This window comes from Streptomyces sp. NPDC043853 (genome assembly GCF_056436025.1).
In genome coordinates this window covers 228,515-240,841 of sequence record NZ_JBWKDJ010000003.1, presented here as the reverse complement: position 1 = coordinate 240,841, position 12,327 = coordinate 228,515, and the positions used below count along the sequence as shown (strand labels likewise).

Sequence of the window (12,327 nt, the reverse complement as noted above, 5' to 3'; positions counted from 1 at the left end):
AGCCTACTGTGACGAGGGCGCCACCCATCCGGGGGACAAGCGGCGCCCGTCGCGGAGGTGCCCCGGCTAGCCCAGCAGTCCGCCGAACAGTCCGCCGTTCGCCATGCCGAGGTAGAAGCCGATGCCCGCGGCACCCAGGCCGACGATCATTCCGAAGCGTTCGCGGGTCGTTTCGGAGATGAACTGTCCGTAGGCCCCCGTCAGGATCCCGATCAGGCCGGTCCACGACGTGAGCAGGTGCAGGTTGGGGAAGAAGGCCGTGACGAACGCCACGGCGCCCAGGATCAGGGTGACCGCCAGGAGGGTGTCCTGCAGCGGATGGGACTTGTGGTCGGTGGACAGGAGGGAGATGGGGGTCTTCTGGCCTTGCGTTGCCTGTGCCATGGGTGGCACCTCCTGGCTGAAGCGGGCATAGCACCGAGCACGCCCGATGCCTACAGATTGTGTTCCTCCTCGGCGGGATTTCAACCGGAAGGACGCGAGCAGGTACTCTGTACGGTCTGCACTGGTGTCTGCTGGCATCGACATGCCGTCGACGCCGTCGACGTCATCGACATGCCGTCGACTGACACCGTGCGGCAACGCATCACGACCCTCCTGCCACGGAACGACCGTGGCCGCTGAGTCCAAAGGAGGTGGGTTCCACATGCGTCACTACGAGGTGATGGTCATCCTCGACCCCGATCTCGAGGAGCGCGCTGTCTCCCCGCTGATCGAGAACTTCCTCTCCGTCGTCCGTGAGGGCAACGGAAAGGTGGAGAAGGTCGACACCTGGGGCCGTCGTCGTCTCGCTTACGAGATCAAGAAGAAGCCCGAGGGCATCTACTCGGTCATCGACCTGCAGGCCGAGCCTGCGGTCGTCAAGGAGCTCGACCGCCAGATGAACCTGAACGAGTCGGTCCTCCGGACCAAGGTCCTCCGTCCCGAGACCCACTGAACCCCTTCGGTTCAGAGGTAATCGGGTTCGAGTAGCACAAGCAGCCAGCAGCAATCCCCGCCGAGAGGTTCATCCATGGCAGGCGAGACCGTCATCACGGTCGTCGGCAATCTCGTCGACGACCCCGAGCTGCGCTTCACCCCCTCGGGTGCGGCGGTCGCGAAGTTCCGCGTCGCGTCCACTCCGCGCACCTTCGACCGCCAGACCAATGAGTGGAAGGACGGCGAGAGCCTGTTCCTGACCTGCTCGGTGTGGCGCCAGGCGGCTGAGAACGTCGCCGAGTCGCTTCAGCGCGGTATGCGCGTCGTCGTACAGGGCCGGCTCCGCCAGCGCTCGTACGAGGACCGCGAGGGTGTCAAGCGCACGGTCTTCGAGCTGGACGTCGAGGAAGTCGGCCCCAGCCTGCGCAACGCCACGGCCAAGGTCACCAAGACCTCGGGTCGCGGCGGTCAGGGTGGCTACGGCGGCGGCGGCCAGCAGGGCGGCGGCGGTGGCGGCGGCTGGGGTGGAAACTCCGGCGGTCAGCAGGGCGGCGGAGCTCCCTCCGACGACCCCTGGGCCTCCAGCGCTCCGGCCGGCGGCCAGCAGGGTGGCGGCGGTGGCGGCTGGGGTGGAAACTCCGGCGGCTCCGGCGGCGGCTACTCGGACGAGCCGCCCTTCTAGGGCAGCCCGTACCCACACTTCTTGATCACACAGGAGAAACACCATGGCGAAGCCGCCTGTGCGCAAGCCTAAGAAGAAGGTCTGCGCGTTCTGCAAGGACAAGACCGCGTACGTGGACTACAAGGACACGAACATGCTGCGGAAGTTCATTTCCGACCGCGGCAAGATCCGTGCCCGCCGCGTCACCGGCAACTGCACGCAGCACCAGCGTGACGTCGCCACGGCCGTGAAGAACAGCCGTGAGATGGCGCTGCTGCCCTACACGTCCACCGCGCGCTAAGGAAAGGGTGACCGACTGATGAAGATCATCCTGACCCACGAGGTGTCCGGCCTCGGCGCCGCCGGCGACGTCGTCGACGTCAAGGACGGCTACGCTCGCAACTACCTGGTCCCGCGCGGTTTCGCGATCCGCTGGACCAAGGGTGGCGAGAAGGACGTGGCGCAGATCCGCCGCGCCCGCAAGATCCACGAGATCGCGACCATCGAGCAGGCCAACGAGATCAAGGCCAAGCTCGAGGGCACGAAGGTCCGTCTGGCCACCCGCTCGGGTGACGCCGGCCGTCTCTTCGGCTCCGTGACCCCGGCCGACATCGCCGCTGCGATCGAGGCTTCCGGTGGTCCGAAGGTCGACAAGCGCCGCGTCGAGCTGGCGTCCCCGATCAAGACCCTGGGTTCGTACACGGTCTCCGTGCGTCTGCACGCCGAGGTTGCCGCGAACGTCCCGGTCGAGGTCGTCGCCGCCTGAGTGCCGCAGCAGAAGGGCCCGCACCCCTGGGGGTGCGGGCCCTTCCGCGTGCCGGTGCTGTTTCACGTGAAACGGACTGTTTCACGTGAAACAGTGCTCAGCGGGTGGCGCCGGTGACCAGCCAGCGGCCCGAGCGTGCCCGCAGCTGGAGCGTGGCCATCCGCGTCAGCATCATCAGGGTCATGGCCCACCACAGCGCGGTCAGGCCGCCGCCGAGGGCCGGGACGAGCAGCGCGGCCGGGGCGAACACGGCCAGGGTCACCACCATGGCTCCGGCCAGGTAGGGCCCGTCGCCCGCGCCCATCAGGACCCCGTCCAGGACGAAGACGATGCCGGCCACGGGCTGGGAGAGCGCCAGTACCAGCAGCGCGGGCAGCAGGGCCTCCTGCACGGCCGGGTCCGAGGTGAAGAGCGGGATGAACAGCGGCCGGGCCAGGACCACCAGCAGGCCGAGCACCACGCCCGAGCCGATGCCCCACTGCACGGCGCGCCGGGCCACCGCCCGGGCTCCCTCGGCGTCTCCGGCGCCCAGGTAGCGACCGATGATCGACTGGCCGGCGATGGCGATGGCGTCCAGGGCGAAGGCCAGCAGGCTCCACAGCGCGAGCAGGATCTGGTGGGCCGCGATGTCGGTGTCGCCCAGCCGGGCCGCGACGGCGGTGGCCAGCATCAGCACGGCGCGCAGCGAGAGGGTGCGCACCAGCAGGGGTGCGCCGGCCTGGGCGCAGGCCCGGATGCCCTTCGCGTCGGGCCGGAGCGAGGCCTCGTGCCGACGGGCGGCCCGGACGACCACGGTGAGGTAGACGGCGGCCATGCCCCACTGGGCGAGGTCGGTGCCCCAGGCGGAGCCGGCGATGCCGAGTCCGGCGCCGTAGACCAGGGCGAGGTTCAGCACGCCGTTGGCGGCGAACCCGCCGACGGCGACCACGAGTGGCGTCTTGGTGTCCTGCAGGCCGCGGAGGACCCCGGTGGCCGCGAGGACGACCAGCATGGCGGGGATCCCCAGGGCGGAGATCCGCAGGTACGTGACGGCGTACGGGGCGGCCGTGGCGGATGCGCCGAAGGCGTCGACCAGTGCGGGTGCGGCGGGCAGCAGCAGGGCGATCACGGCGGCGCCGAGCAGCAGGGCCAGCCAGATGCCGTCCATGCCCTGGCGTACGGCGGCGCGGAGGTCTCCGGCGCCGACGCGGCGGGAGACGGCGGCGGTGGTGGCGTAGGCGAGGAAGACGAAGACGCTGACGCCGGTGGTGAGGAGGGCGGCGGCGATGCCGAGGCCGGCCAGTTGGGGGGTGCCGAGGTGACCGACGATCGCACTGTCGGCCATGACGAAGAGGGGCTCGGCGACCAGCGAGCCGAGGGCCGGTACGGCCAGTGCGAGGATCTCGCGGTCGTGCCGTTTCGGGTCGGTTCCCGGGGCGGCCTTCGGTATCGCGGTGGCCTGTGTCATGTGCTCAATCTAATCTTCCACAGGTAATGGACGCAACATAGCTGTGATCCTTACCGATGGGTCAGGCGCAGGCTTCTCGGGAGATCGTTCGGAACGATCTCGGGGCCTGGCTGGATAAATTTCTTCCCCACCGGGCCGGGACGGAGAAATTGCAGGTCAGGTGGGGTAACGGGGTGGGTCGGGTGATTTTGTCCACAGCGCTGTCCCCCGGTCCGTACACAGGTCGGAGGGAGTTACCCACAGGATGGGGCCCGTCATCCACACCTCATCCACACACCCTGTGGATAACAAGATTGGCTGACGTCGTCCGCGGCCCTACCGTTGGTCGTTGCCCGACGCGCCGAGAGCCGATCCGGGTGTCCCAAATGTCAGAGCCGTGTCGTAAGAAAGAGTGGCACGGCGAGGTCCGCGTGGCGGACGGGAGGAGGCGGCCCGGTGAGCATCCCCGAGCCCATGGACGACCCCTGGGCCGACAGTGGTCCGGGCGACCGTCTGCCCGTCCGTCAGCGCCGCGGTGAAGGCCGCAGCGGTCGCGGTGAGGAGCAGCACGACCGCGGCGGCGAGGGCGGCTCCTGGGACGGCGGGGGCGGCTTCGAGCGCGTGCCCCCGCAGGACCTCGACGCCGAGCAGTCCGTGCTGGGCGGCATGCTGCTGTCCAAGGACGCCATCGCCGACGTGGTCGAGGTGCTCAAGGGCGCGGACTTCTACCGCCCGTCGCACGAGACGATCTACCAGGCGATCCTGGACCTCTACGCCAAGGGGGAGCCGGCCGACCCCATCACGGTCGGCGCGGAGCTGACCCGGCGCGGCGAGATCGGCAAGGTCGGCGGGGCCTCGTACCTGCACACCCTGGTGCAGTCCGTGCCGACGGCGGCGAACGCCGAGTACTACGCGGAGATCGTGCACGAGCGGGCGGTACTGCGCCGCCTGGTCTCCGCCGGTACGAAGATCACACAGATGGGCTACGCGGCCGACGGGGACGTCGACGAGATCGTCAACAAGGCCCAGGCCGAGATCTACGCGGTCACCGAGCAGCGGACCTCCGAGGACTACCTGCCGCTCGGCGACATCATGGAGGGCGCGCTCGACGAGATCGAGGCCATCGGCTCGCGCAGCGGCCAGATGTCCGGTGTCCCCACCGGCTTCACCGACCTGGACTCGCTGACCAACGGCCTGCACCCCGGCCAGATGATCGTCATCGCGGCCCGTCCCGCGATGGGCAAGTCGACCCTCGCGCTGGACTTCGCCCGCGCCTGCTCGATCAAGAACAACCTGCCCAGCGTGATCTTCTCCCTCGAAATGGGCCGGAACGAGATCGCGATGCGCCTGCTGTCCGCCGAGGCGCGGGTGGCGCTGCACCACATGCGCTCGGGCACGATGACGGACGACGACTGGACCCGGCTGGCCCGCCGCATGCCCGACGTCTCCGCCGCGCCGCTCTACATCGACGACTCCCCGAACCTGTCGATGATGGAGATCCGCGCCAAGTGCCGTCGGCTCAAGCAGCGCAGCGACCTCCAGCTGGTCGTCATCGACTACCTCCAGCTGATGCAGTCGGGCGGCGCGCGCCGGCCCGAGAGCCGTCAGCAGGAGGTCTCGGACATGTCGCGAAACCTGAAGCTGCTGGCGAAGGAGCTCGAAGTCCCGGTCATCGCGCTGTCCCAGCTGAACCGTGGCCCGGAGCAGCGTACGGACAAGAAGCCGATGGTCTCCGACCTGCGTGAGTCCGGATCCATCGAGCAGGACGCCGACATGGTGATCCTGCTGCACCGCGAGGACGCCTACGAGAAGGAGTCGCCGCGCGCCGGTGAGGCCGACCTGATCGTGGCCAAGCACCGTAACGGCCCCACGGCCACGATCACCGTGGCGTTCCAGGGTCACTATTCGCGGTTCGTGGACATGGCCAACACGTAGCATCCGGGGCATGACTGACATGCCCTCGGATGCCGCGCTGCTGCCCTCCACCCGTCGCTCGCTGCTGCACCGGATCGCGGTGGCCCAGGCCGAAGGCCGCTCGCCCTCGCTGGCGGCGGCCGTCGCGCGGGGCGGGGAGATCGTCTGGGAGGGCTCCCGGACGATGGTGGAGGGACACGGGCCGGACGGCTCGGTGCAGTACCGCATCGGTTCGATCAGCAAGACCTTCACCGCGGTGCTCGTGATGCGACTCCGCGACGAGGGCCTGCTGGACCTCGGTGATCCGCTGGAGAAGCATCTGCCGGGGACCGGCGCGGGCGAGGTGACCATCGGTCAGCTGCTGTCCCACACGGCCGGCCTGGCGGCGGAGACCCCGGGCGAGTGGTGGGAGCGGAGCCCGGCGGCGCTGCGTCCGGAGCTCTCGGACGTCCTGGGCGAGGAGCCGTTCCGGCATGTTCCGGGACGGCGCTTCCACTACTCCAACCCCGGCTACACCCTGCTGGGTTCGCTGGTCGAGGCGCTCCGCGGGCGGCCCTGGGAGGAGGCGCTCCGGGCCGAGGTGCTGGAGCCCCTGGGCCTGGGCCGGACGAGTGCGCAGCCGGTGGCGCCGCACGCCGGCGGCTGGGCGGTGCACCCGTGGGCGGACGTGATGATGCCCGAGCCGCTGGAGGACCTGGGGCTGATGGCCGCGGCCGGCCAGCTGTGGTCGACCACCCGCGACCTGGCCCGGTTCGCGGTGTTCCTGGCCCGTGGCGACGAGCGCGTGCTGAGCGCGGAGTCCGTACGGGAGATGCGTACGGCTGCCTCCCCGCCGGAGCCGGGCACCCCCGATGCCGGGTACGGGCTGGGCCTGCAGCTGATGGAGGCGCACGGGCGGCAGCTGGCCGGGCACAGCGGCTCCCTGCCGGGGTTCGTGGCCGGGCTGTGGTTCGACGAGGCGGACGATGTGGCGGCCGTGGTGCTCGCCAACTGCACCTCGGGCCTGCCGGCGGCCACGGTGGCGGCGGACCTGGTGCGGATCGTGGCCGAGGCGGAGCCGCGGATCCCCGAGCCCTGGCGGCCGCTGGGGGAGGCGGATCCGGTGGCGCTGGACGTGGTGGGCCCCTGGTACTGGGGGACCTCGCCGTTCGCCCTGCGGCTGTCCGCCGACGGGCTGCTGGAGCTGAGCCCACTGGGGGCGATGGGCCGGGCGGCACGGTTCCGGCCCGCCGGGGACGGCACCTGGACCGGGCTGGCCGGCTACTACGCCGGCGAGACGCTGCGCGCCGTGCGCCGGCCGGACGGCACGGTGAGCCATCTCGACCTGGGGTCCTTCGTGTTCACCCGGCTCCCGTACGACCCCGAGGCCCCGGTGCCCGGCGGTGTGGACCCGCAGGGCTGGCGGGGCATCGGCTAGCCGGCCCGGTGGGCCGCACCGGCGCCCTCAGGCGGACAGCTCGCGTTCCAGCGGGGTGCGGAAGCGGGGGGTGACCCGGGTCTCGCCCATCCACTCGGTCAGGCGCGCGGCCTCGGCGGCGACGGCCCGTCCGGCCTCGGCGCCGGGGTCCCCGAGCAGCCGCCACACGATCTCGCCGTCCGGGCGCTGGGCCCAGCCGCCGACGATCCCGCCGTTCCACCACACGGTGGGGCCGATGTTGCCCGCCCGGTCGAAAAGGGCCGGGCGGTGGGCGGGGTCCAGGTGGAAGGAGCGGTCGGCCCAGCCCATCGCACTGGGGTCGAGGCCGGGCAGCAGGGCCGCCCAGGGCTCCGGGGCCGGCACGGGCGCGGTGTCCCCCGGGGCCACCAGGGCCGCGCTGCCGTCGTCGAGCAGGACCTCCTCGGGCGCGACGGAGGCCAGTGCCTTCCGGGTCTCGGTGAGCGTCCAGCCGGTCCACCACTTGAGGTCGGCCTCGGTGGCCGGGCCGTACGCGTGCAGCCAGCGGCGCGCGAGTTCGGCGCGGGCCCGCTCCTTGGGGACCTCGGGCCAGGGCGCGCAGTGGGTCCAGCGGAACTGGCTGGAGGTCCAGGAGCCGCGCGGCCGGTCCCGGCGGATCCGGCCGTCGGCGGCGAGCAGCCGGATCACCCGGGTGGCCACGCCCTGGACGGTCTCCCACTTGGATCCCGGAAAGACGGTGATCTTCCGGTTCAGGGCCGGGACGGCCGCGGAGAGCTGGGACCCGGTGGACGGTCCCCGGGCGTCGAGGGCGGCCAGGACGGCCTCCTCGGCCTCGGCCAGCCAGGCCGCGTCCAGGCCCTGGCCGTCCTCCTGGAGGTGCTTGACCAGGGTGCGGCGTTCCTTGGTGGCGATGGCGAGCGCGGTGGACGAGGCCACGTAGGGCGCCAGTCCGGCGGAGACGGCGAACAGGGTGTTCCGCATGCTCAGCATCCGCACCACGGTGTGCTCGTCGTAGAAGCTCTTATCGATGGCCTCCACGCCGGGGTCGGTCAGCCGGGCCCGGGCGGACAGGTAGACGGTGGCGGCGTCCGTCGCGTGCAGGGCGACCACGGCGTCCGCTGCCTCGGCCACGCTGCTGCCGCGGACCGAGGGGGCGAGCATGTGGCGGACGCCGAGCCGGTCCCGGCGCTCGGCGGTGCTGATCGTCCTGCGGCTGCTGCCCATCCTCGGATCCTACGGCCGCGCTGCCGCGTCCGCCCGGGCCTCGGGACGTCCGGTGGCCTCGGGATCAGAACTGCAGCTTGAAGCCGACGTGGGAGGCGGTGAACCCGAGCCGCTCGTAGAAGCGGTGGGCATCGGTGCGGGTGGCGTCGGAGGTGAGCTGCACCAGCCGGCAGTTCTGCCGGCGGGACTCCTCGACGGCCCAGGTGACGAGCCGGCTGCCGAGGCCGCTGCCGCGTTCGTCGGCGTGGATCCGCACGCCCTCGATGATCGAGCGGGTGGATCCCTTGCGGGACAGCCCGGGGACCAGGGTCAGCTGCAGGGTCCCGACGACGCGGTCCCCGCGTGCGGCGACGACGAGGTGCTGGTTCGGGTCCTCGGCGAGCCGCTTGAAGGCCGCGCGGTACGGGCCGAGGTCATCGGGGGATTCGCGGGTGGCGCCGAGGGGGTCGTCGGCCAGCATGGCGACGATGGCGGGGAGGTCGGCCTCGGTGGCGGGCCGGATGGCCGGCTCGACGTGCTCGGTCATGGTGCTCGGTGCTCCTCGTGTTCTCTCTCAGCCTGCGGCCACGGTCAGCGGGGCCCACCGGCGGGTCCAGTCACCGGGCAGGCGGGGGATGTCCCTGGTCATGACGGCGTTGAAGGCGACGGATTCCAGGCCGTGTTCCTTGAGCCAGCCGATCAGCTCCTCGTGGCGCACGTCGATGTCGGTGCGCAGCGGCCGGTCGGTGGCCGCGCCGAGAGCCGTGATCAGGGAGCGGGCGGTCGCGGTGTCCCGGGCCACCAGGGGGCCGACGACGTGCGTGTCCATATTGGGCCAGGCCGCCGTGTACCCGGCGAGGGACCGGTCGGCGGCCGGCGCCTCGGCCGGGTCCTCGGCGACCAGCAGGTGGTCCGCGAAGGCGGGCAGCCTGGTGATCATGTGGGTGCGGTCGGCGCCGAAGACCTCGGCGTCCAGCCGCAGGATCCGCGGGAGGTCACCGGCCACGGCGGGCCGGACCCGCGCGGTGCCGGCCGGCGCCGGGGTGTCCGCGTCCCGGAAGGTCCCCAGGAGCATGTCGGTGCGGCCGGTGGCCTTGAAGCCGAGCTCCTCGTACAGCGGGCGCCCGTGCGGGGTCGCGTGCAAGGTGAGCGGGATGCCCCGGAGGACCTCGTCGCAGACGTACGTCATCAGGCTGCGCCCCAGGCCCTGGCGCTGGTACCGGTCGGCGACCAGCACCATGCCGATGGCGGCGAGGTCCGTCCGCTCGGCCGAGCCTCCGTACCGTGTGATCACGCAGCAGGCGGCCAGGCCGCGGCCGTCGGGGGCGTCGATGCCGTAACCGGATCCGGCGGTGAGCAGCAGGCCCCACTTGTGTTCCTCGCGGGGCCAGCCGCGGTCCTCGGAGAGGTCGGCGCAGCGGGTGAGATCGCCTGCGGTCAGCGGGCGGATCGGCAGGTCAGTGAGGTGTGATGGTGTCACCGGGCCAGATTGGATCATCGGCTGGGAGGCGTCCAGAGGATTTGGTGTTTCCGGCCCGGCCGGCGGCGTGCGGTGCTCCCGGTCCGCTCCCGGTGAAACGCCGTGTTTCACGTGAAACATCGCGTTCCACGGCAGCGGCGGTGGCACCCGGTCACGGCACAGGCAGTAGCCTCGACCGTCATGACCCGCCTCCACCTCTTCGACCTCGACGGCACGCTGATGCACGGCTCCGCGGCGCCGGTCGAGCTCTCCCGGCAACTGGGGCTGACCGCCGAGATCGCCGAGCTGGAACGGGCGTTCAGCGCCCGGGAGATCGGGCCCCCGGAGTTCGCGGTGGGCGTCCACGCGCTGTGGGCGGACCTGACGCCGGCGCATGTGCGGGCGGCCTTCGAAGGGGCGCCCTGGCTGACCGGTATCCGCGAGGTGTGGCGGGAGATCCGGGAACGCGGCGAGTTCTGCGCGGTGGTCTCGTTGTCCCCGTCCTTCTTCGTGGAGCTCCTGCTGGAGTGGGGCGCGCACGCCGCCCACGGCTCGGTCTTCCCGGAGGTGCCCTTCACCCGTCCCGTGGACGTCACCGGGATCCTGACCCCGGAGCTCAAGGTCGAGGTCGCGGACCGGCTCTGCGCCCGGTTCGGGCTGGGCCGGTCCGACTGCGTGGCGTACGGCGACTCGATGACCGACGCCGTGCTGTTCGAGGCGGTACCGGTGTCGGTGGCGGTCAACGCCCGGCCGCACCTCGCGGCCCGCGCCACGCACGTGTACCGGGGGCGGGACCTGCGGGAGGCATACCAGCTGGTGGCCGCGGCACGCCCGGGAGCCGAGGCATCTTAAGAGGAAAGTGGGTTCGAAGCGCGGAACTTTCGCAAAATGCCCACGGGGTGTTCCGCCCTGCTGGCATGCTGCGCAGCCATGGAGCCCTCCCCCGATGCTGTGCTCATCCGCCGCACTCTCGCGGAGATAGCACCCGTCGCCGACAAGGTGACCTCCTACTTCTACGCGCTGGTCTTCGCCGGGCACCCAGAGGTCCGGTCGATGTTCCCCGCGGCCATGGACGGACAGCGCGACCGGCTGCTGAAGGCCCTGCTGACCGCCGCCGAGCACATCGACGACCCCTCGGTGCTCGTCCCGTACCTGCGCCGGCTGGGCACCGGCCACCGCAAGTACGGAACCCACGCCGCCCACTACCCGGTCGTCGGTGAGGCGCTGCTCGGGGCGCTCGGCCGGTACGCGGAACTGACCTGGGGGCCGGAGGCCGAGGCCGCATGGGTGCGGGCGTACACGACGATCTCCCAGACGATGATCGACGCGGCGGCGGAGGACGAGCGGCGCTCGCCGGCCTCGTGGCACGCCGAGGTGGTCTCCCACGACCTGCGGACCGCCGACATCGCGGTGATCACGGTCCGCCCCGACCAGCCCTACCCCTTCCTGGCCGGCCAGTACACGAGCGTGGAGACGCCGTGGTGGCCGAGGGTCTGGCGGCACTACTCCTTCGCCTCCGCGCCCCGCGCGGACGGACTGCTGTCCTTCCACGTCAAAGCGGTCCCCGCGGGCTGGGTCTCCAACGCGCTGGTCCGGCACGCCCGGCCCGGGGACGTCCTGCGGCTGGGCCCGCCGGCCGGCTCCATGGTGGTCGACCACACCACGGACAACGGGATGCTGTGCCTGGGCGGCGGTACCGGCATCGCCCCCATCAAGGCGCTCATCGAGGACGTCGCCGAACACGGCGAACGCCGCCCGGTGGAGGTGTTCTTCGGCGCGCGCTGCGACAGCGACCTCTACGACAAGGACACGCTGCTGGGCCTCCAGCGCTCCCACCCGTGGCTGTCGGTGCGGCCCGTGGTGGGCGACGGGCTGGCCGGACAGCTGCCGCAGGCGGTCGGCGAGCACGGGCCGTGGAACTCGTACGACGCCTTCATATCCGGTCCGCCCGGGCTGATCCGCAGCGGTGTGGACGCACTGAAGCGGATCGGGATCCCAGGAGAAAGGATCCGGTACGACGCCGTCGAGGAACTGGCCGGGGCGGACGCCTGAGGAACCGCGGGGGCCGGCCCGCCGGGCCGGCCCCCGTCAGCCCAGGTCGGGGGCGTGCATCGCGCGCACGCCCTCGATGTTCCCGTCCAGGTAGTGCCGCAGGGACAACGGGACCAGGTGCACGGCGGCGATCCCGACCCGGCTGAACGGCACCCGGACGATCTCGTACTCGCCCTCCGGATGGTCCACCTCCGGCCCGTGCCGGCGGTCCGGGTCCATGGACTCCAGGCGGCAGACGAAGAAGTGCTGGACCTTGCAGCCCGTCACCCCGCCCGCCGCGATGTGCTCGACGGTGTCGACGAAGCACGGCACCACGTCGGTCACCTTGGCGCCGAGCTCCTCGTCGAGCTCCCGGTGCAGCGCGTCGACCACCGTGGCGTCGGACGCCTCCACGCCGCCGCCGGGAGTCAGCCAGTACGGATCCACACCGGGCTTGGTGCGTTTGATCAGGATCAGGTCGGCACCGTCGAGCAGGATGGCGCGTGCGGTGCGCTTGACCACGGGACGTTCGGTCATGGGAGAAGAGTGGCCC

At 71.5% G+C, this 12,327-nt stretch carries 14 protein-coding genes; 8 read left to right on the top strand and 6 right to left on the bottom strand.

Annotated elements, in window-relative coordinates; genetic code table 11:
• Window positions 1-66: 66 nt before the first annotated feature.
• Window positions 67-384: a hypothetical protein gene (locus tag AC067U_RS09855; protein WP_478829132.1), complete on the bottom strand. Its 318-nt coding sequence runs from the start codon at window positions 382-384 to the stop codon at window positions 67-69.
• A gap of 262 nt (window positions 385-646) precedes the next feature.
• Between AC067U_RS09855 and rpsF the strand changes: the two genes are divergently transcribed.
• From rpsF to rplI, 4 genes are all read left to right on the top strand, one after another.
• Window positions 647-937: a 30S ribosomal protein S6 gene (gene rpsF / locus AC067U_RS09850; protein WP_004950685.1), complete on the top strand. Its 291-nt coding sequence runs from the start codon at window positions 647-649 to the stop codon at window positions 935-937.
• Between the two features lie 75 nt (window positions 938-1,012).
• Entirely contained in the window at window positions 1,013-1,600 is a 588-nt protein-coding gene (locus AC067U_RS09845; RefSeq protein WP_478829131.1) for a single-stranded DNA-binding protein, read from the top strand.
• A gap of 43 nt (window positions 1,601-1,643) precedes the next feature.
• Window positions 1,644-1,880 carry a 30S ribosomal protein S18 gene (gene rpsR, locus AC067U_RS09840; RefSeq protein WP_005315025.1) on the top strand — a complete coding sequence of 79 codons (237 nt, stop codon included), beginning with the start codon at window positions 1,644-1,646 and terminating at the stop codon, window positions 1,878-1,880.
• Between the two features lie 18 nt (window positions 1,881-1,898).
• The gene (rplI, locus tag AC067U_RS09835) at window positions 1,899-2,345 is read left to right on the top strand and encodes a 50S ribosomal protein L9 (RefSeq protein WP_478829130.1); all 447 of its coding nucleotides are present in this window, start codon (window positions 1,899-1,901) and stop codon (window positions 2,343-2,345) included.
• Window positions 2,346-2,442: 97 nt separating this feature from the next.
• Here rplI and AC067U_RS09830 read toward each other — a convergent pair whose 3' ends face one another.
• Window positions 2,443-3,792, bottom strand: coding sequence for an MATE family efflux transporter (locus AC067U_RS09830; protein ID WP_478829129.1), 1,350 nt, complete (start codon window positions 3,790-3,792; stop codon window positions 2,443-2,445).
• A gap of 435 nt (window positions 3,793-4,227) precedes the next feature.
• Between AC067U_RS09830 and dnaB the strand changes: the two genes are divergently transcribed.
• Both dnaB and AC067U_RS09820 read left to right on the top strand, forming a co-directional pair.
• Window positions 4,228-5,706, top strand: coding sequence for a replicative DNA helicase (gene dnaB / locus AC067U_RS09825; protein WP_478829128.1), 1,479 nt, complete (start codon window positions 4,228-4,230; stop codon window positions 5,704-5,706).
• A 10-nt stretch (window positions 5,707-5,716) separates the two neighbouring features.
• A complete protein-coding gene (locus AC067U_RS09820) occupies window positions 5,717-7,102 on the top strand; it encodes a serine hydrolase domain-containing protein (protein WP_478829127.1) in 1,386 nt (461 codons plus the stop codon).
• A 27-nt stretch (window positions 7,103-7,129) separates the two neighbouring features.
• On the opposite strand, the gene AC067U_RS09815 is transcribed toward AC067U_RS09820, so the two are convergent.
• The 3 genes from AC067U_RS09815 to AC067U_RS09805 form a co-directional block, all read right to left on the bottom strand.
• The gene (locus tag AC067U_RS09815) at window positions 7,130-8,305 is read right to left on the bottom strand and encodes a winged helix DNA-binding domain-containing protein (RefSeq protein WP_478829126.1); all 1,176 of its coding nucleotides are present in this window, start codon (window positions 8,303-8,305) and stop codon (window positions 7,130-7,132) included.
• A gap of 64 nt (window positions 8,306-8,369) precedes the next feature.
• Window positions 8,370-8,831, bottom strand: coding sequence for an N-acetyltransferase family protein (locus tag AC067U_RS09810; protein ID WP_478829125.1), 462 nt, complete (start codon window positions 8,829-8,831; stop codon window positions 8,370-8,372).
• 27 nt (window positions 8,832-8,858) lie between these two features.
• Entirely contained in the window at window positions 8,859-9,764 is a 906-nt protein-coding gene (locus AC067U_RS09805) for a GNAT family N-acetyltransferase (RefSeq protein WP_478829124.1), read from the bottom strand.
• Between the two features lie 180 nt (window positions 9,765-9,944).
• Here AC067U_RS09805 and AC067U_RS09800 point away from each other — a divergent pair, with 180 nt between their 5' ends.
• Both AC067U_RS09800 and AC067U_RS09795 read left to right on the top strand, forming a co-directional pair.
• Entirely contained in the window at window positions 9,945-10,595 is a 651-nt protein-coding gene (locus AC067U_RS09800) for an HAD family hydrolase (RefSeq protein ID WP_478829123.1), read from the top strand.
• Between the two features lie 78 nt (window positions 10,596-10,673).
• A complete protein-coding gene (locus tag AC067U_RS09795; protein ID WP_478829122.1) occupies window positions 10,674-11,795 on the top strand; it encodes a globin domain-containing protein in 1,122 nt (373 codons plus the stop codon).
• Between the two features lie 36 nt (window positions 11,796-11,831).
• Here the strand turns inward: AC067U_RS09795 and AC067U_RS09790 are convergent, their stop codons facing one another.
• Window positions 11,832-12,311, bottom strand: coding sequence for an NUDIX domain-containing protein (locus tag AC067U_RS09790; RefSeq protein ID WP_478829121.1), 480 nt, complete (start codon window positions 12,309-12,311; stop codon window positions 11,832-11,834).
• Window positions 12,312-12,327: the final 16 nt, after the last annotated feature.

Bases quoted from the DNA above. Each gene is read 5' to 3' on its own strand.
- AC067U_RS09855 (WP_478829132.1), bottom strand. From the start codon at position 384: ATGGCACAGGCAACGCAAGGCCAGAAGACCCCCATCTCCCTCCTGTCC.
- AC067U_RS09845 (WP_478829131.1), top strand. From the start codon at position 1,013: ATGGCAGGCGAGACCGTCATCACGGTCGTCGGCAATCTCGTCGACGAC.
- rplI (WP_478829130.1), top strand. From the start codon at position 1,899: ATGAAGATCATCCTGACCCACGAGGTGTCCGGCCTCGGCGCCGCCGGC.
- AC067U_RS09790 (WP_478829121.1), bottom strand. From the start codon at position 12,311: ATGACCGAACGTCCCGTGGTCAAGCGCACCGCACGCGCCATCCTGCTC.
- rpsR (WP_005315025.1), top strand. From the start codon at position 1,644: ATGGCGAAGCCGCCTGTGCGCAAGCCTAAGAAGAAGGTCTGCGCGTTC.
- rpsF (WP_004950685.1), top strand. From the start codon at position 647: ATGCGTCACTACGAGGTGATGGTCATCCTCGACCCCGATCTCGAGGAG.
- AC067U_RS09810 (WP_478829125.1), bottom strand. From the start codon at position 8,831: ATGACCGAGCACGTCGAGCCGGCCATCCGGCCCGCCACCGAGGCCGAC.
- AC067U_RS09800 (WP_478829123.1), top strand. From the start codon at position 9,945: ATGACCCGCCTCCACCTCTTCGACCTCGACGGCACGCTGATGCACGGC.
- AC067U_RS09815 (WP_478829126.1), bottom strand. From the start codon at position 8,305: ATGGGCAGCAGCCGCAGGACGATCAGCACCGCCGAGCGCCGGGACCGG.
- AC067U_RS09795 (WP_478829122.1), top strand. From the start codon at position 10,674: ATGGAGCCCTCCCCCGATGCTGTGCTCATCCGCCGCACTCTCGCGGAG.
- AC067U_RS09830 (WP_478829129.1), bottom strand. From the start codon at position 3,792: ATGACACAGGCCACCGCGATACCGAAGGCCGCCCCGGGAACCGACCCG.
- AC067U_RS09820 (WP_478829127.1), top strand. From the start codon at position 5,717: ATGACTGACATGCCCTCGGATGCCGCGCTGCTGCCCTCCACCCGTCGC.